Source organism: Celerinatantimonas sediminis (assembly GCF_046054195.1).
Lineage (GTDB): Bacteria > Pseudomonadota > Gammaproteobacteria > Enterobacterales > Celerinatantimonadaceae > Celerinatantimonas.
The window spans coordinates 210,363-231,770 of sequence record NZ_JBEQCS010000004.1 but is presented as its reverse complement, the minus strand read 5'-3'; the positions used below and the strand labels follow the sequence as shown (position 1 = coordinate 231,770).

22 protein-coding genes are annotated in these 21,408 nt (G+C 42.8%); 14 read left to right on the top strand and 8 right to left on the bottom strand.

Features of this window, described 5'->3' with window-relative positions:
• Positions 1 to 63 precede the first annotated feature (63 nt).
• From ABTQ23_RS07375 to rbsK, 9 genes are all read left to right on the top strand, one after another.
• Entirely contained in the window at positions 64 to 1,065 is a 1,002-nt protein-coding gene (locus ABTQ23_RS07375) for a permease (RefSeq protein WP_408615046.1), read from the top strand.
• A gap of 9 nt (positions 1,066 to 1,074) precedes the next feature.
• Positions 1,075 to 1,314, top strand: a complete 240-nt coding sequence (locus ABTQ23_RS07370) for a thioredoxin family protein (RefSeq protein WP_408615033.1) — start codon at positions 1,075 to 1,077, stop codon at positions 1,312 to 1,314.
• 180 nt (positions 1,315 to 1,494) lie between these two features.
• The gene (gene katG, locus ABTQ23_RS07365) at positions 1,495 to 3,663 is read left to right on the top strand and encodes a catalase/peroxidase HPI (protein WP_408615032.1); all 2,169 of its coding nucleotides are present in this window, start codon (positions 1,495 to 1,497) and stop codon (positions 3,661 to 3,663) included.
• A gap of 171 nt (positions 3,664 to 3,834) precedes the next feature.
• Positions 3,835 to 4,197, top strand: a complete 363-nt coding sequence (locus tag ABTQ23_RS07360) for a hypothetical protein (RefSeq protein WP_408615031.1) — start codon at positions 3,835 to 3,837, stop codon at positions 4,195 to 4,197.
• A 242-nt stretch (positions 4,198 to 4,439) separates the two neighbouring features.
• Complete coding sequence (locus ABTQ23_RS07355; protein WP_408615030.1) at positions 4,440 to 4,976, top strand: DUF4303 domain-containing protein; 537 nt, start codon at positions 4,440 to 4,442, stop codon at positions 4,974 to 4,976.
• 164 nt (positions 4,977 to 5,140) lie between these two features.
• Entirely contained in the window at positions 5,141 to 5,422 is a 282-nt protein-coding gene (locus ABTQ23_RS07350; protein ID WP_408615029.1) for a hypothetical protein, read from the top strand.
• Positions 5,423 to 5,728: 306 nt separating this feature from the next.
• A complete protein-coding gene (locus tag ABTQ23_RS07345; protein WP_408615028.1) occupies positions 5,729 to 6,364 on the top strand; it encodes a carboxymuconolactone decarboxylase family protein in 636 nt (211 codons plus the stop codon).
• Between the two features lie 38 nt (positions 6,365 to 6,402).
• Positions 6,403 to 6,846 (top strand): cupin domain-containing protein, encoded by a 444-nt coding sequence (locus tag ABTQ23_RS07340; protein WP_408615027.1) that lies wholly within the window; start codon positions 6,403 to 6,405, stop codon positions 6,844 to 6,846.
• A gap of 74 nt (positions 6,847 to 6,920) precedes the next feature.
• On the top strand, positions 6,921 to 7,844 hold the full coding sequence (rbsK, locus tag ABTQ23_RS07335; RefSeq protein ID WP_408615026.1) for a ribokinase: 924 nt from the start codon (positions 6,921 to 6,923) through the stop codon (positions 7,842 to 7,844).
• A 32-nt stretch (positions 7,845 to 7,876) separates the two neighbouring features.
• Here the strand turns inward: rbsK and ABTQ23_RS07330 are convergent, their stop codons facing one another.
• Both ABTQ23_RS07330 and ABTQ23_RS07325 read right to left on the bottom strand, forming a co-directional pair.
• The gene (locus ABTQ23_RS07330; RefSeq protein ID WP_408615025.1) at positions 7,877 to 8,740 is read right to left on the bottom strand and encodes an aldo/keto reductase family oxidoreductase; all 864 of its coding nucleotides are present in this window, start codon (positions 8,738 to 8,740) and stop codon (positions 7,877 to 7,879) included.
• Between the two features lie 63 nt (positions 8,741 to 8,803).
• The gene (locus tag ABTQ23_RS07325; protein WP_408615024.1) at positions 8,804 to 9,715 is read right to left on the bottom strand and encodes a LysR family transcriptional regulator; all 912 of its coding nucleotides are present in this window, start codon (positions 9,713 to 9,715) and stop codon (positions 8,804 to 8,806) included.
• Positions 9,716 to 9,824: 109 nt separating this feature from the next.
• Between ABTQ23_RS07325 and ABTQ23_RS07320 the strand changes: the two genes are divergently transcribed.
• From ABTQ23_RS07320 to ABTQ23_RS07300, 5 genes are all read left to right on the top strand, one after another.
• Positions 9,825 to 10,817: an aldo/keto reductase gene (locus ABTQ23_RS07320; protein WP_408615023.1), complete on the top strand. Its 993-nt coding sequence runs from the start codon at positions 9,825 to 9,827 to the stop codon at positions 10,815 to 10,817.
• Between the two features lie 307 nt (positions 10,818 to 11,124).
• A complete protein-coding gene (locus ABTQ23_RS07315; protein WP_408615022.1) occupies positions 11,125 to 11,748 on the top strand; it encodes a LysE family translocator in 624 nt (207 codons plus the stop codon).
• Positions 11,749 to 11,951: 203 nt separating this feature from the next.
• A complete protein-coding gene (locus ABTQ23_RS07310; protein WP_408615021.1) occupies positions 11,952 to 12,092 on the top strand; it encodes a hypothetical protein in 141 nt (46 codons plus the stop codon).
• A 120-nt stretch (positions 12,093 to 12,212) separates the two neighbouring features.
• Positions 12,213 to 12,617, top strand: coding sequence for an EF-hand domain-containing protein (locus ABTQ23_RS07305; RefSeq protein WP_408615020.1), 405 nt, complete (start codon positions 12,213 to 12,215; stop codon positions 12,615 to 12,617).
• Between the two features lie 537 nt (positions 12,618 to 13,154).
• A complete protein-coding gene (locus ABTQ23_RS07300; RefSeq protein WP_408615019.1) occupies positions 13,155 to 14,051 on the top strand; it encodes an endonuclease/exonuclease/phosphatase family protein in 897 nt (298 codons plus the stop codon).
• A gap of 154 nt (positions 14,052 to 14,205) precedes the next feature.
• On the opposite strand, the gene ABTQ23_RS07295 is transcribed toward ABTQ23_RS07300, so the two are convergent.
• The 6 genes from ABTQ23_RS07295 to ABTQ23_RS07270 all read right to left on the bottom strand — a co-directional run bounded on the left by ABTQ23_RS07295 (position 14,206) and on the right by ABTQ23_RS07270 (position 21,363).
• A complete protein-coding gene (locus tag ABTQ23_RS07295) occupies positions 14,206 to 14,703 on the bottom strand; it encodes a GNAT family N-acetyltransferase (RefSeq protein WP_408615018.1) in 498 nt (165 codons plus the stop codon).
• An 81-nt stretch (positions 14,704 to 14,784) separates the two neighbouring features.
• Entirely contained in the window at positions 14,785 to 15,774 is a 990-nt protein-coding gene (locus ABTQ23_RS07290) for a Bug family tripartite tricarboxylate transporter substrate binding protein (protein ID WP_408615017.1), read from the bottom strand.
• Between the two features lie 9 nt (positions 15,775 to 15,783).
• A complete protein-coding gene (locus ABTQ23_RS07285; protein ID WP_408615016.1) occupies positions 15,784 to 16,773 on the bottom strand; it encodes a Bug family tripartite tricarboxylate transporter substrate binding protein in 990 nt (329 codons plus the stop codon).
• Between the two features lie 11 nt (positions 16,774 to 16,784).
• Positions 16,785 to 18,854 (bottom strand): biotin/lipoyl-binding protein, encoded by a 2,070-nt coding sequence (locus ABTQ23_RS07280; protein WP_408615015.1) that lies wholly within the window; start codon positions 18,852 to 18,854, stop codon positions 16,785 to 16,787.
• A 1-nt stretch (position 18,855) separates the two neighbouring features.
• Entirely contained in the window at positions 18,856 to 20,193 is a 1,338-nt protein-coding gene (locus ABTQ23_RS07275) for an efflux RND transporter periplasmic adaptor subunit (protein WP_408615014.1), read from the bottom strand.
• 183 nt (positions 20,194 to 20,376) lie between these two features.
• On the bottom strand, positions 20,377 to 21,363 hold the full coding sequence (locus ABTQ23_RS07270) for a Bug family tripartite tricarboxylate transporter substrate binding protein (protein ID WP_408615013.1): 987 nt from the start codon (positions 21,361 to 21,363) through the stop codon (positions 20,377 to 20,379).
• Between the last annotated feature and the right edge of the window lie 45 nt (positions 21,364 to 21,408).

The following is a 21,408-nucleotide window of genomic DNA, read 5'->3' as shown; positions in this document are numbered from 1 at the left end:
ATCCTTTTGACTTCAACTTCGTCTTATTAGCATGAGAAGATGAAGTTATTTGAAGGAATGGCTATGTTTGAAGGGTTTACGTATCTTGCAGATTGGGTGACTTATCGGCTATTTGCCATGCAACATGGGACTAAACTTGCCGATAGTATCCACTTTTTCATCGAAGATACGAGTAAAATCATGGTGTTATTAGTTGTCATGATTTACGTCATCGCTTTACTTCGAGCATCCTTAAATCTAGAAAAGGTTCGATATTACCTTGCTGGTAAACGCCGTCTTTTTGGCTATGTCACCGGTAGTATTTTCGGGGCGATTACCCCATTTTGTTCATGCTCTAGTATTCCTATATTTCTTGGATTTACATCGGTTGGTATTCCCTTAGGAATGACTATGGCATTTTTGATTACTTCACCACTTATCAATGAGATAGCTGTTGTCTTACTGTTTAGTCTTTTAGGTTGGAAGTTCACCATTATGTACACATTGATAGGAATGGCTATCGGGATATTCAGCGGTTGGCTACTGGATATGATGGGCGCACAGCGTTGGTTGCAACCCTTTGCTGCTAGGGCTATGCAAAAGGCTCTAATTGAGCATCAAGATGGCAAGTGCAATCTCGTTGTTCCTGATGGCGGTATAACATTGTTGTACCGTCATCAATTCGCCAAACAGCAAATGTTTGAAATCGTCTCTCGAGCCTGGAAATGGGTGTTTATCGGTGTCGGTATTGGCGCTGGATTACATGGGTTTGTGCCTGACGGTTGGATAGAAATGCATTTAGGGGCGGCTCAGTGGTGGAGTGTTCCAGCTGCGGTTTTTATCGGTATTCCTTTATATTCTAATGCAACAGGTGTTATCCCAATTATGGAAGGCTTATTGAACAACGGCCTGCCCATTGGCACAACGTTGGCTTTTTGTATGAGTACGGTCGCGGCAAGTATTCCAGAATTTGTCATGTTAAAACAAGTCATGCAATGGCAATTGCTGGGCGCGTTATTTGGTCTACTTTTGTGTGCGTTTACGCTGATGGGATGGATATTTAATTTATCGTTTTGGCAATATTAGGAGATAACTATGAAAGTTTTTAAAGTGCTAGGTTCTGGGTGTGTTAACTGTGTAAACACGGCTAAATTGATTGAAAAATTAGCTCTAGAGCAGGGCATTGATGTCTTGGTTGAAAAGGTTAGCGATCCTGAAACTATTATGAATTATGGGATTATGTCGACTCCCGCTGTGGTGATGGATGAAAAGGTTGTTCATGCTGGTGGCGTACCGAGCACAGAGAGTATTATTGGGTGGTTAAATAGCTTTTAAACTCAGCTAGAGTCATTAAATAATGTTAATCCGTTTTACCTATTAAACTCATCGTAAATCAATATTATCCTGCAGCCATTCCCTTGAGTAGAGTATGGACATCAACAAAAACTCACAGTGAGTGCGATTTCTTAAAAATCGAGATGTCATTCACCATCGTTAATACTAAGGGAAGCACCAATGACGCAGCAATCGAATACGCCAAAAGGGCAATGCCCTGTAATGCACGGTAGCCTAACGTCGCCTAATATGGCGAAAGAGTGGTGGCCGAAGAGCTTAAATTTAGACATCTTGCATCAGCATGATCGAAAAACCAACCCACTTGACGATGGGTTTGATTATCGCCATGCGGTGAAACAGCTCGATGTTAATGCACTTAAAACAGATTTAAAAAACTTAATGACTGATAGCCAAGCTTGGTGGCCTGCTGATTGGGGACACTATGGCGGTTTAATGATTCGCATGGCTTGGCACTCGGCGGGGAGCTATCGCAGCGCTGATGGTCGCGGAGGCGGTTCAACTGGTAACCAACGATTTGCACCACTGAACTCATGGCCAGATAACGCCAACTTAGATAAAGCGCGTCGTTTGTTGTGGCCAATTAAGAAGAAATACGGCAATGCGATCAGTTGGGCGGATTTGATGATTCTAGCCGGCAATATGGCGTATGAATCGATGGGGCTAAAAACCTTTGGTTTTGCGTTTGGTCGTGAAGATATTTGGCACCCTGAAAAAGATACATACTGGGGCGCAGAAACGCAGTGGCTCGCAACCAGTGATGCTGAACATTCCCGTTACAGTGGGGAGCGGAATTTAGAAAACCCATTGGCATCGGTCATGATGGGGTTGATTTATGTGAATCCAGAAGGTGTGGATGGCAATCCTGACCCATTAAAAACCGCGCAAGATATGCGCGTGACGTTTGCACGCATGGCGATGAATGATGAAGAGACCGTTGCGTTAACCGCAGGTGGCCACACAGTGGGTAAATGTCATGGTAACGGTGATGCCGCTAAACTGTCACCAGAGCCAGAAGGCGCGGCTATTGAAGATCAAGGCTTTGGTTGGATGAATCATCAAGCGCGCGGCGTTGGCCGAGATACCGTCACCAGCGGGATTGAAGGCGCTTGGACAACCAACCCAACGCAATGGGATAACGGCTATTTTGAGCTGTTATTTAAATACGATTGGGAATTGAAGAAAAGCCCAGCAGGTGCATGGCAATGGGAACCTATTGATATCTCTGAAGAAGATAAAGCAGTGGATGTACAAGACCCCACTATTCGCCATAACCCTATTATGACGGATGCGGATATGGCTCTGAAAATGGACCCTGATTATCGCGCTATTGCTGAGCGTTATTACCACGATCCAGCACTGTTTGCCGATGCATTTTCTCGTGCATGGTTTAAATTAACTCACCGCGATTTAGGGCCAAAACAGCGTTATATCGGCCCAGATGTGCCAAGCGAAGATCTTATTTGGCAAGATCCTATCCCTGAAGGGAATCGTGATTACGACGTGGATGCGGTGAAAGCGAAAATTGCAGCGAGCGGTTTAAGTGTGGCTGAATTAATTGCAACCGCATGGGATAGTGCAAGAACCTTCCGCCAGTCTGATTATCGAGGCGGTGCCAATGGGGCGCGCATCCGCTTAGCGCCGCAAAATGGCTGGGCAGGTAATGAGCCAGAACGGCTGGCTAAAGTATTGGCTGTATTAGAGCCGATTGCGGTTGGTTTTGGCATTAGTGTGGCGGATGTGATTGTTCTAGCGGGTAATGTTGGGCTTGAACAAGCGATTGCCGCGGGCGGTTTATCACTGTCTGTTCCCTTTACAGCAGGTCGTGGCGATGCAACTCAAGAGATGACAGATGTGCAATCGTTTGAGGTATTAGAGCCGCTTGCCGATGGTTTTCGTAATTGGCAAAAAGAGCATTATTCGGTAAAACCAGAAGAGTTGTTGCTCGATCGCGCTCAGTTGATGGGCTTAACAGCGTCAGAGATGACGGTTCTTATTGGTGGTTTACGTGTGCTGGGGGTTAACCACGCGGGCAGTAAACATGGTGTGTTTACTGATAACGTCGGGGCTTTGTCTAACGATTTCTTCGTTAATCTAACCGATATGAACAATCGTTGGGTACCAACTGGGCGAAATAGTTACGATATCTGCGACCGAGCCAGTGGCGATGTTAAATGGAGCGCAACACGTGTGGATCTTGTGTTTGGCTCGAACTCCATCTTGCGCAACTACGCAGAATTTTATGCGCAAGATGATAACAAAGAAAAAATGGCTCGTGATTTTATTGCTGCATGGAGCAAAGTGATGAACGCCGACCGATTCGTTATTTAATGTGTAAGATAAAGCTGCCGAATTCTTCGGCAGCTTTTATCATCACTAAAAACGATGAGTTAGAAAACTGTAAATGAGACGGTGTATACTATTTTGCTTATTATCTGAGTGAATATTTATAGCTAAAGTAAATCATAACTTTTAAAAATTATTTCCATCAGGGTAGCGTAGATGATCAAAAAACCACCATACAACGTAGCATTTGGTCGGCGCGAAGATAACATTCCAGCTCATGTTGTCTCTATTAGTGAAACGACAATACAGCTGTCAGGCAGTCCCAGTTATATCAAAAATAGCGGTTATACCGATAAAACCATTCATCATGCTGGTATTGAATCAGAGGATACTAAGCAGTTAATGTTAAAGTTAAACGAGCTTGGATATGCTTTTGCATATGATTATAAGGCGTATATATCCCCGAGTTATTTTATGAAGCAACTTCTTGAAGAAGGAAAGCTGAGAACATCATTTAAAGAAATAAGTTGGAAAACATCAACACAGTGGTGTTTAACAGAGTATGAGTTTGAGAAATAACTAATTGTTATGTTAAGAAAATATGAGTGTGTATTTTCCCTGATAGTTTGTCTTGATAAAAGCTGATAAGTTCCTTAAATGATAGCCAATTATATGGCTGTTGCTCGTTGTCTAAGACAAGGAATATTTAACTGCGTTTAATACAACCTGCGCTTTTGAGATTGAGCCAGCGCAGATTTCAATATGCAACATGCTTAAGGCCCGCAACTTTATAAGAACAATGAATGCATAAGTGGAGCGTTATGACGATTAATGTAGATTTTACTGAGCTTCAAAATATCATTGTGAATGAGGCAAGAAGTGCTTTTCGTGAAGTTATGCAAAATCACGAGGGAGAAAAATTCTGCGGCTTTGCGCTATACTCGGATGAATCAGCGATGACTATCTGTCCTAGTGTGAACTCAAGGAGTCATTTGCACAATCAGCTAGCAGAGATGCCTGATGAAGCTCTTTATCTAAAATTTGCCACTGCCGAGTGGTCCTATGAATATGAAGGGACTAGCCAATTTCGCCAATCAAATTCGATAATCAGTGCAGCTGATCGCTTCGATAGTGAGAGCGACTTTTATAATTTTCGCTTATGTGTTTATGCATGCTGCGTAAAGGCGCTCAAGCAACTTGCTATTGAAGGACTATTCGGTACGCCGAAAGAAAGAGAGCAAATCGCTTTGCTTTTCTCGGTGAGTGACTTTGAAGATCCAGAAATGGAATTAGAGTGGGTCGCACAGCTTAATTGTGCTTCTATAACTGCAGAATTTAAAAGTTATATAAATGGGTAGGCTTTGATAAGTCCTATTCAAGCCACCAAAAAATTACCGTCCAAAACAGCGATGAGTGGAAGATTTATTTTAATCTGTAACGGTATGGATAAATTGGCTTTTATTGCAGAAAAAGAGCTTTCACCAATTTTAGGACAGCCTCCAATAGCCCTTAATAGATGCCTATGAAAAATTGTAATAACTGTGAAATCTGGAAAATTCCGAGAGGTTTCCAGCGCCCGTCCGATTATGCTGCGACTTCCAGTAAACTTGAACAAGCGGTTCAGGATTCTACATTGGTCCTTTGGTCCAATCATAACTTTGTTGGTGCTAATGCTTCTTGCGAAAATTGGCCATCTCTTTGCGTTTATGGGAAGTTTCAGTGTCCAGAGTGTGGTCAAACGTTTGTCTTGTCATTAGATGTTGATGCTTGCCGAGGCAGTTTTCGAGCTATAAGTGATGAATAAGGTAGCTTTTTCTTTGTAACTGAACGGCCCCACGATTTAACTCACAAGGCTGCTCTCTTCACTGTCGTTGTTATTATCAATTTGGATGATCAGACAATATTGTTCTGTGTGTACTTTAGATAAATTTTAAATATCAAAAATTATTTATATAAATCAGCTAAATAAATACCTATCAAGTGATTTAAAAAATATCCCTCACTTATCATTCAGACGATTAGGCAATAAATAGCCATCATCAGGCTAACGATGAGCCTAATTTATCCATTACATTTACTGCACTCTAAAACCCAAAACTAAAATGAGGCAATGATGACAGCGACTTTGTCTGCCAAACAATGTTCAATGGCGCTTATTGCAGCCAATTGCGCTAGCGGCAATCTTAAGCAATTACAAGAGTGCCTAGCGGATGGATTAGATGCTGGATTAACCACCAATGAAATCAAAGAGATCCTTTGTCAGCTCTATGCTTATGCGGGATTTCCTCGCAGCTTAAATGCTCTGGGAACGTTTATGACGCTGCTTGATGAGCGTAAAGCTCAGGGACTTAATGATGCGCAGGGTGATACTAGCAATGCTGTGAACCGCGCAGCAAATAGTTATGAGATTGGCAGCGTTAATCAAACGCGCTTAGTTGGTCAGCGAGTGTCCGGTCGGCTGTTTGAATTTGCACCGCAGATTGATGAATACCTAAAGGCTCATCTATTTGGCGATATTTTTAGCCGGGACTTGCTCAGTTGGACAGATCGAGAGCTCGCAACGGTAGCGGCTCTTGCCAATATTAGTGGTGTGAATAGCCAGCTTCTCGCTCATCTTAATATCGCGATGCATAACGCAGTCAGTAAGCAACAACTCAGACAGCTGGTTAAGTTGTTTGCTATGGATGGTTTACAAACTGCCGGGGAGAATATCAGCGCTGCTCTTGATGAGATTTTAACTGATTAAAGCATATCTAAATTTATTTTAGCTAAGAGGATAACCTTATGAGTCAATCTGAACAAACATATGTACCAGAGCAATTGAGCACGTTATTTAATGGGGTTGGTATTTTTGCCAAAGGGGAAGAGAACACGGCTTATGCCGATTATTTTACCGGTAAAAGTTTTCTAGCTCTGTTAAATACCCAAGGCGTCGTAGTTGCCAATGTTACCTTTGAGCCAGGATGCCGGAATTTTTGGCATATTCACCATAAAGGTGGGCAAATCCTGCTTGCGACAGGCGGACGCGGTTGGTATCAACAATCTGGCGAAGCGGCCAGAGAGCTGACTCCTGGTGACATTGTTTACATCGCCCCTGAAACGCAACATTGGCATGGTGCCGCAAAAGATAGTTGGTTTTCTCATGTTGCCATCGAGATCCCTGCAGCTGATGCGAGCAATGAGTGGGTTCGAGTTGTCAGTGATGAAGAATACAATCAGTTGAAATGACCGATTGCGCTTAAAAACAAGTGAGTAGATGTTGTAAAGTAGTGCTATTGAATGCACAAATAAGAACATTTTCGATGAATCAACTTCCACTTGTTGTACTCGGCAGTATCAATATTGATCACGTGCTTAGAGTTCATCAATTTCCTCAGCCTGGCGAAACTTGCCTCAGTGAGGATTATCAAACTCATTTTGGCGGTAAAGGCGCAAATCAAGCAGTTGCGGCAGCACGAAGTGGCTGCAATTGCGGATTTATTGCCTGTGTTGGCAACGATGATTGGGGGCAACAGGCGCTTAAACAATTTGCCGCTGATGGGATTGATACCCAGAGCATTTCTATCCAAGAGGGCAATGCAACGGGCCTTGCTATGATCCAAGTAAGTGATGCTGGTGAGAATACCATCTGCGTTGCGCCGCAGGCGAATCGTTATGTGTCGAGCGCTTATGTTAAGCGCTATCAAAGCACGATTGAAAATGCCGAAATAGTGTTGATGCAGCTAGAAACACCACTAGCTGGCGTATTGCAAGCGGCGAAAATTGCCAAACAAGCCAATACTCGGGTGATGCTCAATCCGGCGCCTGCGCAGCGTTTAGATGATGAGCTGCTAAGCCTCGTTGATATCATTACCCCGAATGAAACCGAAGCGCAGCAACTTACCGGTATTAAGGTGTGTGATGATGATAGCGCAAATAAAGCTGCCCAATGGTTTCATGCTAAAGGCATAACCACAGTTATCATTACCTTAGGTGCACGAGGAGCTTGGGTTAGTGAAAATGGTGAAGGGTATTTATCCGCAGGTTTTAAGGTAAAGGCAATCGATACCACTGCTGCTGGAGATACTTTCAATGGCGCTTTTGCCAGTGAACTACTGCGTGCAAGCTCGCTTGATAACGCTTTGCGTTATGCTCATGGCGCAGCGGCTTTGTGTGTTGGGGGTAAAGGCGCTCAGCCTTCGATTCCCCATCGCGAACAAGTCCTTAAATTGATAGAGCGCAGCTAGAGTTTTACATCTGTCTGAGCTCTATAAATATTTTAACCAATCTGATTTAATTTAGTGATTGAATCAGCTGATAAGCTAAGTTCGCTTGCTGCTAAGTTGTCGTGCAGATGAGCAACGCTGGACGTCCCCGGGATCAATAAGATATTCGGGCTGCGTTGCAATAGCCAAGCTAATGCCACTTGCATTGGCGTTGCGTTTTCTGCTTTGGCAACTTCATTAAGCGTGTCTGATTGTAGTGGGGTGAAACCACCGAGTGGAAAAAATGGCACGTAAGCGATATTTTCTTGAGCAAGTTTATCAATGAGCGCATCGTCGGTGCGCAATGCAATGTTATAGCAGTTTTGCACGCAGACAATATCATCAATACTTTGTGCTTCTTGCACTTGGTTATAAGTGACGTGCGAGACGCCAAGGTGGCGAATCAGGCCTTGTTTTTTTAAATCAGAAAGGACTTGAAACGATTCGCCAATCGAGCCTTCCACTGGTTTTTGTGCATCAAACATGGCTCTTAGATTGACCACGTCTAACTGTTCCACGCCTAAATTTTGTAAATTGTCATGTACCGCTTGAATTAACTCTTCCTTGGCAAATGCAGGCAGCCAATTGCCTTTGGCATCACGCCGAGCACCAATTTTGGTGGCAATCGTGAGCTCTGATGGATAAGGTTTAAGTGCTTTGGCTATGATTTGATTAGTAATGTGTGGACCGTAAAAATCAGAGGTGTCAATGTGATTAACGCCACTGGCTATTACCTCTTGCAGCACTTTTTCGGCCATCGCTGGGTCTTTGGGGGCACCCAAAACACCAGGACCTGCGAGCTGCATCGCGCCGTATCCCATTCGGCAAACTTCTCGATCTCCGAGTTTAAATGTTCCAGCTTGTTTGATATCTGTCATGAGATAGCTCCTTGAACATGGTTTTAAGCACTCTAGCGAGGTTCTTGCGATAAAACAACCGTGTCATTGCTTTGCCTGAAGTGGGTAGGATGTGCGCATAAAATTAATAAAAGCTCTAAGCGCGCTTGAGGTGCTATGTTGATGGGGATAATAAAGCTGCCAACCTGGAAACTCTGGACAATAATCTTCAAGTAAAGGAACCAATTCACCACTTTTTAACCATTTTGATAACTGATCATGAGTCCAAAAGACAATCCCTAAATGTTGCAGTGCCGCTTGCAGCGTCATTTGTCGGCTAGTGGTAATTAAAGGCCCCTTGACGGGAAGTGAAAACCAATGGTTTTGCTCAAAAAATTCCCAGCGATAAATAATTTTGTCTTGTCGATAGCGCCAATTGAGACAATGATGATGCATCAAATCATTCGGGTGGGTGGGAGTTCCATACTTCTCAAGGTAAGTGGGCGTTGCTGCAACCACCATCTTCAGTGGCTCACTTAATGGATAGGCTATCATATCCCGCTGAATATGTTCTGCCAGAGTAATCCCGACATCGAATCCTGCTTGCACAATATCAATGACATTATCTTCCAGAGTAATATCAAGTTTAATATCAGGATAATGCGCGTAAAACTCACTTAATAATGGGGTTAATAATGAATCTGCAGCGATGTTGGAGCTATGGATTTTGAGTGTTCCTGATAGCTGGCCCGCCTGCATTTTGGTCTCATTGAGTGCTTGAGTTAATTGATTCATCGCGGGGCGTAGTCGCAATAGCAACTGTTCACCACTGTTTGTTAGTGCCACACTGCGAGTGGTGCGATTAAACAGGCGAGCCCCAAGCTGCTCTTCAAGTCGTTTAAGCATTTGGCTCAACGCTGGTGGGGTGATCCGCAGTTGATGGGCGGCTTTGACAAAGCTGCCTTGCTCTGCGATAGCGATAAAAGCTTGCAGCTGGGTAAAATCACGATTCATCATTAATTATGTTCCTAAATATTAATAATTCATGAATATTATGAGTTATTAAAACATAGTTTCGAGTTATGCATACTAAAACTCTGAAATCATCTTGATAAAGGGGAATGCAATGTTAAAACGTCGACAGTTAGCAAAACACGGACCTCAGGTTTCATCCATTGGCTTAGGTTGCATGGGAATGAGCCATGGCTATGGTAAAGCGCTTGAGCAAGAATCGTTTCAAACGTTAGATAAAGCGGTTGAACTTGGCATAAATTTTCTTGATACCGCTGAGTTTTATGGCCCATATGAAAATGAAAAACTGCTAGGGCGATGGCTCAAGCAAAGCGCTGTTCAGCGCGATAAGCTAGTGATTGCCACTAAGTTTGGTTTTGATATATCAGGAGCGCGCTCAAGTGGTTTAGATAGTCGTCCTGAGCATATCAAAAAGGTAGTCGATGAGAGCCTTACCCGGCTGCAAAGCGATCACATCGATATATTGTATCAGCACCGAGTTGACCCAGATGTACCAATCGAAGAGGTCGCCCAATGCGTTAGTGATTTGATAAAAGAAGGGAAAGTTCGCCACTTTGGTTTATCTGAGGCCGGTGTAGAAGTGATTGAGCGCGCTCATCAAGTTTGTCCTGTATCGGCATTGCAGAGTGAATACTCGTTGTGGGAGCGTAATATTGAAAACGATATTTTGCCGCTACTTAAGCGCTTACAGATTGCGTTGGTCCCATTTAGTCCACTGGGGCGAGGTTTTTTAGCTGGAGGCGCGAAACCTGCTAGCGACTATGGTAAAGATGATTTTCGCTCATGGGGCGACCCTCGTCTATCGGCAGATAATTTTACGAGCAATCAGAAAATTGCTCTGGCAGTCGCTAAGCTTGCTGAGCAAAAATCGGCTACCTCCGCTCAGATTGCATTAGCTTGGTTATTGGCTCAGTCAGAGCAAATTGTTCCGATTCCAGGGTGTCGCAAAGCCACGCACTTAGAAGATAATGCTAAAGCTGATGCGTTAACGCTCACTGAGCATGAACTAACGTTATTGAATGCTTTGGGTGAGCAGGTGAAAGGGGAGCGCTATACCAAAGAATTTGCTCGCTTTACCAATCGTTAGTCATTGCGAGGATTCATTGCGCAGCTAATAAGCTTAGAAAAGGTAGTTACTTATTAATTTTTATACAAATAGCTAGGGGCCGTATCTGAGAGGATTTATCCAGCGTTAAACGTTTTTTGTGCAGAACTACATGGCACAACGTTTATCTGCCTAAATTCCTCTCAGATTGCTGCAAAACTAATCACAAAAGGTCAACAGCCCCTAATGCATTTTGGGTACTATTTGATAAGTATTTAGCCATGGGCAATGTATGTGCTTAAATGAATGGCTAACTTTTCTACCTTATTCATGATTTAAAGGATTAAATATGTCTCTTCATACCTTTGCTTTATTTATGTTGGCGAGTTTGTCGCTTAATTTAATTCCCGGGCCTGATGTCATTTATATTGTATCAAATATGCTCAAAGGCTCCCGCAAGCAGGCCGTGAAAGCCGCATGTGGGCTGGGTTGCGGGTACTTGGTTCATACTTTGGCCGCTTGTATTGGTCTGTCGGCAATCATTGTCAGTTCTGCTGTGGCATTTAGTGTGATTAAGTGGCTCGGTGCTGCCTATTTATTATGGCTCGGCATTAAATCACTTAAGGCAATGTATAAGGGGCAATCTCGTTTGAATTTTGAACATTCCAGTAAAGCTGGCAATGTCTTTTATCAAGGGGTTGTGGTCAGCGTGCTTAATCCTAAAGTTGCGTTATTTTTCTTATCGTTTTTACCGCAGTTTATTAGCTTAGATAGTGCGCATATTAGCGGTCAATTTTTATTATTGGGAACAGCATTTAGTGCTTTGGCAACAATAGTTAATCTATCATATGCTTTTGCTGGAAGCGTTGTATTGCATGGTGCTAAGGCTGCCAAAATTAGCCGGGTTATGGAAGGCCTATCGGGTGTTTTACTGGTTGGATTAGCGGGTAAAATTGTTATGTCAAAGTCATAATTAGGCGTCTGTAAAAAAGGCTATTTGAATTCGCTGGTGTCATCATGAGCGTTATAGTTAATCCATAAATCTGTTATTGGAATTCCTTTATATTATTTAAACAGTCTTTTACTTATGATTACATACAACTTCAGCATTTTAGTTTAATGTAAATAGTTACGATAGTTGGCCTTGTGTCAGCAACTAAAGTAAGAGGTATAACTATGAAACTGATAGCATGTATGTTGCTATGTTTGAGCGTTAGCGGCTGTGTTCTCTTTCCTCCACACGGTGGCGGAGGCGGTGGTCCTGGCGGCGGTGGCGGAGGCGGTGGCCCAGCCCACTTTGCACCTGCTCAGCATTAATCAAACAAAACAGGGTTAGGGAAGATCTTCACAGTAATTTATCTGTAAGAGAATTCTTGCCCTGTTTTTTATTTTTTACGTCTTATTGAATCATTTATTTAAATATTAACTGGGGCAAAAATGAAAAATTTGCTTGCGATGTCGTTTGTCCTTGGGATAAGCATGCTTGGCTCTTTCGGCGTCTATGCTCGTGGTCATGAGCCAGTCCGAGAGTTTCATGTTCACACATTGTTTCGCCAGTTAGATAGTAATCGCGATGGGATCATCGATGGCCAAGAAGTGGCTCAAGCAGGATTATCCCATCAGTTTATGCGCTTAGCCGATCATAACCATGATCATATTATTACCATGCGAGAGCTGGAACATACTCGTTTTGCCATTTCGATGGATGAAAATCATGATGGTGCTTTAACGCTTAATGAAGTACTCGATTTTGAGCATCGTCCACCAGTGCCTGTTCATCATCCTAAACCTGAACCGCATCCTCAACCTTATCCCGATGCACCGCATCCAGGGCATCCTTAAATTTGATGGTAAAGCTGGCTCACTAGCTGGCTTTATGAGTAAATGCGATGGGTTGTTACAGAGATTGTCATAGCTAATGTCACATCCTGTTACAATGTAAATATAAGTAATTTTATATGAATTTCAATGGGTAACCCGATAGCATGGTTTGGCATTCATAATGTCAATCACTAAAGTTGATATATTCCATATAGTCTTATTAGACCCGGCTCATTGAGCCGGTTTTTTTTATCTTTTCTTTTTATCTGTTTTAAGTTTTATTTTTGTTATTTATCGCTATACATCACAGAATTAAATTTTAAAATTAATAGTTTTTCCCCAGAGCAGATCTATTTCACAAATGAAATTTGATAGATAACACAATCAACTAATTTAATTATGAATCGTGTTGTTTCATTGCGCCGAATATCTATACTGATTGAGTACCCTTTAACTGAAGTCATGAGATATAAATTTTAGCCAGTCGGTTTGACTGGCTTTTTTTATATTGGATTAGGTGATAGTTTGATCCACTGCACTTGTTTATGGATTCATTGATTGCGATACCTTCTGTTATTAGCCATTTTTTATTCAACCTGTGGCTTTTGTTTAGAGCCTTTAACTATCGGTAGCTGGAATTTTCAATGGCTAACCGCTGAGCCCTCTCAAATGGGGCCTAAACGCGATGCTCAAGATTATCATCAGTTCAACGACTATATTCGCCAAAGCCAAATAGATATTCTTGCATTTGCTGAAGTTGGGTCCGTTAACGCGATTCGACAGGTAATCGGCAATGGCTATGATATTGAACTGTCTCATCGCGCTTTTGATAAACTCAGCGAGGGAAAATGGCGTCAATATACGGGGTTTGCTATACGAAAAGGGCTCGTTTATCAGCGTCATCCTGATCTGAATTTAAACGTTAATCATAATAATCGGCTACGCAATGCCGTCGATATCGAATTAACAACGGCTTCAGGCAAACAGCTACGGTTGTTAGCTGTTCATTTAAAAAGTGGCTGTTTCACGCAATCCAAATCATCATCATTTTCCTGTCAAACGCTTGCTCGTCAGGCGAGGCTATTACATCGATGGATAGTTAAACGAAATAAACAAAAACAACGGTTCGTTATTCTAGGTGATTTTAATCGCCGCATGCTCAATGTTGAAAACCAATGGTTTTTTCATATGTTACAAGCGAATGAACATCAGATGAAAAATCATTTAATTATTATCAATCATGGTGCGAGTCATTGTTGGAGTAAGAATATAAACAAACATCAAAAAGTGTGGATGAGTGAGCATAAACAATTTATTGATTTTATATTGATGAATAAATTATCGGCTGCAGCATATATCTCTAACTCATTCAAAGAGGTCGCCGCGAGCCGCTTTGCAACACAGCATTTTAATTTAAGTGATCACTGTCTTATTAGCGCTAAGTTAAAGCAATAAAAAAGATGTTGGTATTATTGTAAATATAAGTAATTCCTCTATCAATAATGCTACGGAGATTTTAAGTTAAAGATACTTCCATTAGACAGGAAGTGATCCGATATATTGGCCTGTTTTTTAGGCGCGGCCCCTTAAGGGTAAGGGGCCGGATTCTTTAGCCGGCTATTTTACTGCGGCGTTCATATAACCAAGTATCTCGCCAAATACCTTGATGGCAGGCAATTTTTTCTCGGCGACCAATTTTGCGAAACCCTAACTTCTCGTGCAGATGGGTACTAGCGGTATTTTCAGGAAATACACTAGCCATCAGCGTCCAATATCCTTGGCGTTCTGACTCACTAATCAAATGGCTCATCAGTGCATGCCCGACACCTTGATGTTTTACTTCGTTGGCAATGTAGATACTGTGTTCTAAGACGCCACGATAAACCTCTCGGGAGGAAACTGCACTCACCGCAACCCAGCCTAAAATTGAATCGTGCGCGTTGAGCGCAACATAGCGAAGCTGTTCTAAGTGGCTTTGATTCCATTGCTCATAGCTTGGAACTTCAGTTTGAAAGGTGGCAAGCCCTGAGTCTAACCCTTGTTGATAGATAGCGCTGACCTGTGGCCAATCAGATGATTGCATTTTAGCTATACGAATGTTGTCCATGGAATCTTCCGTTGATTTATAAATGGAAGATTTATCATAGCTCTTGAGCCGATAACAGAGCAATCTAAATGGGTTTTAGTTTTAAAGACGACTAATCCGATATTCTTCAATGACATTTCGATAAAATTGCTGCTCTTTTTGAATGCGAGCCGTTATTTGTTCTGGGTTATCAAAGATGGGTTTAAACAGATTTTGCTGAAGCACTTTTAAATAATCGCCTCGGGTGACACTATTTTGATAGGCATACATTAATTTGTTGTAGCGATCTTCAGGTGTTTGGGCATTGATAAACAGTCCAAACCAACCAGAGATATCAATGTCATTGAGGCCTTGTTCGCGACAGGTCGGTATATCATGGTAGCCCGGGTGGCGAAATTGGCTGGTCGTGCCAATCGCTCGCAAGGTTCCGTTTTCGTAAAGTTTGCGGTTAAACCCGGTTAAAACAATCCCTGCTGCAAGATTACCATCTGCTAAGTCAGCTCCTAACTGGGTGAGCGAACGGTAAGATTGTGGACGAAGCGCTATGTTTTTCCCACGCGCTAACATCAGCATTGTGACATGCCCGGATGAACCATATTGGGCAAAGCCAATATTGCGATATTCTGGGTTAGCATCAACCCATTTTGCATAGTCATCAATATTTTTAACGGATTTATCAACCGCCGGGCCAACGGTGATTAAAAATGTATAACCGCCTAATAGAACCAGAGGCTTAAAGTCGGTGAGTGGATCATAGGGGAGTTTGCGATAGATTTCGGGAAAGATGTCAATCTGTGGGGCAAAAGCAAAAAGTAGCTGACTGCCATCAGCCGGCCCTTCTTTTGCTTCAACCATTGACTTAATCGTGTTGTTACCAATGACCTCATCAAAGCTATATTGATAGGCTTTATAATAATCACCAAGAATCGTATTGATTTGGTTCAAAACCTGTCCGATGGGGCCAATTGCTAAGTTTTCGTAACCAACAATAACGCGTCCTTGAGCGGCGGCTGCCTGGGTTATTTTAGGCAACATGATGGATGAGCCAAGAATGACTGAAGAAGACAAAAATTTTCGCCGCGTCAACGTCATAAAAGCTCCTTAAGTTGATGATGTCGATTGAATTTTGTATTCTTTGACCAGATAGCTCATGTACTGCGTTTCAGCTTTTATCTGTTCGGTAAATTCATCCGGATCAAATGTGCCTTTAGCTAAATTTAGGCCAGCAATCAGATTTTTGAAGTCATTCTGACGAGATAATTTCTGAAGCTGATTGACCATTTGTGTACTGGTTTCATCTGGTGTTTTATATGAAGCCATCAGCCCATACCAGCCCGATAAATCCATCTGTTCAACACCGCGTTCAGCAAATGTCTCGACTTTGGGTAATGATTCAAAACGATCGTGGGTGGTCACCGCTAGCGGGCGTAAAAGTTTTGACTGATAGAAATCACTACCGTTTCCCGACACGACCAATGCCACGGCTAAATTTTGATCGATTAAATCGCGGATAATCATCGAGGTCCCGACATATGCAACAGGCTGCAGAGCGAGCGTTTTGGCTCTTGCAAAGATAAGCTCGGCAATGTGCCCTGGCGACTGATAAAACGTAAATCCAATGCCCCGATATTGTGGGTTGTCACTAATCCATTCGCTGAGTTGATCAATGTTCGTAACGTTTTTCGGGACCAATGGCCCAACCACGAGAACCAGTGTGTAACGGCCAAGTTGTGCCAAAGGCTTAAAATCGGAAAGCTTATAAGTTAGGTGTTTGTAAACACTTGGAAATAAGTTAAATGATGGCGATTTTGCAAGGAGCAACATACTACCATCAGGCGCGGCATCGCGAACTAAATTACAAGCGAGCTCACTGTGCTGGCCCGGATAGTTGCCAAATTCATAGTTGGTTTGGGTATGTTCATCCAGACACTCACAGACACCTTTGCCAAGCGGTGTGCCTATGCCGGTTGTTCCATAGCCAAAAATTATTTTTCGCTGGTGATTGTGGGCATAAAGAGCGCGAGGCATAAGGCCGCTGGCCAGTGTTAATAAGCCCGCCTTGATGAGTCGCCTACGGATGATATCGACCATAATTGCTCTCCTTATTGCCCTAATTCAGCAATAGTTAGTCGCCACAGTTTTTCTCCTGCAAGCCCGAGTAGGCTGCGCGGAGTAAGTTGCACCGTGAGCTGTCCATAAACACTCTGATGAATGTTTTCATCAGCGTTAATTGGTTTGGCGCGTAGCCGATACATCGCAATAATCGGGGTTGGTTGATTTTCATTATTAAGCTCTGTTGCGATTGGGCCGGCAAAACTGCTCGCTAATTCATAGGGGAAAATTTGGGTTGCGGCTGTCGAGTCAAGTCCTTGCCAGGTCGCGTTAATTGAGCTTAGCGAAAGATTGTTAGGAATAAAACGCAGTTGGCGATCACTTAATGTACGCTTTACGAGTGCTTCATCAATATAGCCAATAATGACCTGTTGGTGATTTATGAGTATTCGACCAATACTTTGATCTGGCCGAAACCATTGCCCCGGTGCTAAATCAGGCACAAGATCAACCACTCGCCCTGATTGTGGTGCCTGCCAAGTGAGCTGTTTTTCTCTGGAGCGTAAGCCTGCTAAATCGGCATTAGCTTGTTCGAGCTGTTGATTTAATTGCAAACTTAACACTCTATCTTCAGCAGAATCAGCAATACGATTAAGGCGTTTTTGCAGCAAACCAATGGTGAGTTCTGTTTCGCGAATTTGTTGTGTAAGCTCAGGCGATTCAAATGTGGCAATCGTTTGACCTGCATTCACATGTTCGCCATCATGAACGTAAATTGCACTTAATCGAGCATCGGCAGGTGGAGCAATGATCTGTTGGCCCTGCCAACTCATCATCGCAGGAATTTGCACTGAGTGATTTAGTGGCAGTATTAATAAAGCCAGTAGCACGATGGTAATGCCAAGTAGAGTAAACTGGCGTCGTTTACTTGCGCCAACTCGCAGTTTTCGGCTGTCGCGAACTAAGCGCAATAGAGGGTTAAGCAGTGAATGCAGGGCCATATAGGCTAAGATGATGATGCCTAAACTAGGTGTTAGCCACCGGTAAGCAATATAACCAATCCCCAGTAATAACAAGGTCTGATAAATCCATACGCCAATCCCGTAAGCTATCATCAATTTGGCTTTCGCTGAGCTAATCGCTTCCGGACTATCGACATGTGGCCCCCAGAGAATTCGCCGAATAAGATAACGGCTCAGAGCCAAAGAGCGAGGTTGTAAGTTAAGTGTATTTAACGCATCAGATAAAAAGTAGTAACCATCAAAGCGAGCAAACGGATTCATATTAATCGCAATGGTTGTGATCCAACTGGTTGTTGCGATGACAAAGCATAAGGCGCGGGCACTACCATCTGGTAATATAGCCCATAAAAAAGTAGCCAATCCAGCGATTAACGACTCAGCAATGATGCCGCCAGAGGCAATCCACATACGTTTATGACCATTGGTAATACGCGCAGCATCACTGAGCTCGGTATAAAACAGGGGCAGTCCCATGAATAGAGCAACACCCACTTTACCTACGTGACAGCCTTGTCGATAACCCATATAAGCGTGCCCCAGTTCGTGAAACGCTTTAAGAGCGATTAACGTGATGATGAAGATAAGAGAATGACTCCAGGTCAGGTATTGGGCAAAAGTATGGGTAAATTGATCCCATTGTCTGGAAACTAGATAAAGGCCCAATAGCGTAAACACGAGCCAAACTGTCCAAATCCAACGGTAACTGTGCAAAACAGGGCTCGCTCGAGTCAGCAGTGGGTTGGGGTCCCAAAGAGGAAGTTGCCAAAGTTTAGGGTGTTTAAATAGCTCTTTAATTCCCTGACGCTTATGGTGTTTTGCGGGGGCATAACACAATTGTTGTTGCTCGATAAAATCAATTGTTTCGTGAATCAGTGCATCATCAATGCTGCGTTGTTGCTTTTGTAATTGTTCTTTAAGGTCGGCCACCGTCGCGCCAACTTTACTGCTTCTTAACCACACTAAAATGTCATTAGGAACCATAAAATAGCGGTGCTGGATTGGGTCATAAAGTTGCCATACCGGAAGCCCGTCTAGCGCAACTTTTTGGTGGAGTCGAATTTCTTGGCGTAGTCTTGGGATCAAGCGTTCGTCTTTCATATTATACCCCCAACCATTGGCGAAGCATGCTCAAAGGTCGGCGTAACAACTGATACCACAAGCTCACGTATTCGCCGTAGATTCGAGCGGTTCCTTGAGCGCCGATACGGGGCGGGTAGGTTATATCTTCAGGCGTTGCAATAAGGGTATAAAAGCTTTGACCTTCTTCACTTTGGGGGGTGTAACTAAATGATTTGAGCTTGGCGGCAAATCCACCCAATGGCGAACTCACCAGATAAACTTTCACTTCTTGTCCTACTTTTAGAGGAAAATCATCGCCAATCGCGAGGTTAATTTTAAACTGAATATGTTTGGGATTAGCAACTTCTAGAATTTGTTCCCCCACTTGAACCGCTCGACCTTGCCAATCGCGCTTATCGCTATAGATCACTACGCCATTTTGAGGGGAGTGTATTTGGCTATGAGCAAGTTGATCTTGGGCGTAATTATATTGTGCTTGTGCAAGCTTAAACTCAGCTTCACGAATGGGCAGGTCATGGTTTGCCTGCATATCATCAAATGCGTGGGCATTGGTTTGGGTCAATTTTGCTTTAGCCACAGCCAGTTGTTGTTTAGCGATGACCATTGCGTTGCGCAGTTCTAAATCTTCAAACTGTACTAATAAAGTTCCGCTTTTGATGGTCATATTTGGCTCGACCAAGATCTCTTTAATCACGCCATCCATCGGCGCGGTTAAGCGGTAAGGGTTACTTGCCTGAACGCTAACAGGGGCTAAGATATTCATCTGTACCGGGAAAAAACCTGCGAGCAATACCAATGCGGGGACGATGTATAACCAACGCTTGCGAATTTTTTTCCCGATACTGAGATGGCGATGACGACTAACAGCCAGCCAAGCGTGTTGATAGGTGGTTGCTAAGCGCTCTAAAAGTGAACGTTCTTGGTCTGTAAATGGTTCTTTGTGGCGGGCATATAGTAAGCCTGCTTGTATCTGAGCTTTTTCGTAAAGAGGAAGCCAAATAAGGTGCTGATAAGGATAGCTTTTGAGTGCTGGTTGTGGGTATTGGCTTAAATCGATTTTCTGAACGCCGTCTAAAGGCAGTTGATTGACTAGCTCTGCCAGCGCTTTTATCAGTGGTGATTGGGTCTCAATCGCGTCTAAATCTGAAATCTGGGAAAGTTCGAAGCGGTTTTGAGGGTAGTGTTTTTGCCAGAAAAAACCTTGTTCAAAACTAACCAGCTCTCTTGGGGCGGCGCTCATATGAGCTTTGAGCTGGGACTCATTGGTTTGGTTGCGAATTTGCGCTTCAAATTGCAATAGTCTCAATGCCGAACTGGCCAGATGATTTGATGCTGATTGTCCACTTCGAGGGGCCATTACGGATACTCCATTGAGAATTTAAAATGGCTGACGATGTACTAACAACTGAGCTTAAATTTAAGTGTAGCTAATAACGGCTTGATTGCTGGGCAAGTAAGAAATTGCTTAATTTATGTTTGAGTAACTGATTATCACTGATAAATATTCATCCATTTGCGGTAAATATTTTAATCAGTCAAGTTACAATCGAGTCATTTTGTATTGTTCAATCAAGTTTCGATAATAAGCTTGGTGTTGTTTTAAACGAATGGTGATCTGCTCGGGAGAGTCAAACATTGGTTTAAAGTAATTTTTTTGCAGGGTGTTAATAAATTCCCCTCGGATAATCGTGTTTTGAAATCCATACATCAGAGGTAAGTAGACATTATCAGGTGTTGTTTTCGGCACAAATAAACCAAACCACCCGGAGATATCCATATCTTTAATCCCTAATTCTCGGCAGGTTGGAACGTCATGAAACCCTGGGTGACGAAATTGGCTGGTCGCTGCGAGTGCTCGAAAGGTTCCATCTTTAAATTCTGGCATCGAAAAACCAGTTAAAATAATTGCTGCTGCTAAATTGCCATCTTTTAGGTCCACTGCGACCTGGTTAATATCACTATAGGCTTGTGGGCGGATGGCGACATTTTTAGCTCTGGCTAGAATTTGCATTGCCATATGACCGGATGACCCATATTGGGTAAAGCCAACGTTACGATATTCAGGGGTGTTTTCGACCCACTTAATGTAATCATCGAGTGTCTTCACTGATTTATCAACGGTAGGTCCAACGGTAAATAAAAATGAATAACCAGCAAGTAATACCAGAGGTTTAAAATCATTGAGTGGATTGTAGGGCAGTTGTCTGTATAACTCTGGAAAAATAGACATTTGGGGGGAAGCGGTAAATAAAATACAACTGCCGTCAGTTGGACCATCTTTAACTTTAACGACTGCATTAATTGAGTTATTTCCAAGTTCTTCTTCAAATTTATATTGATATTTTGTATATGATTGCCCAACCAGTTCAATTGATTTATTGACTACTTGTTCAATTGGGCTTTTATCTAGATTTTTATACCCTGTGAGAATATGGCCATTTTCAGCAGCGCTAACATGCCGGGGAAGCAGTAAATTAGAGCCCAAAATTAGTGATGCAATATTAAATTCCCGGCGAGTTAAAGCCATAATTCATTCTCCCTAATACTTGATATTTCAAAAGTATAGATGAGT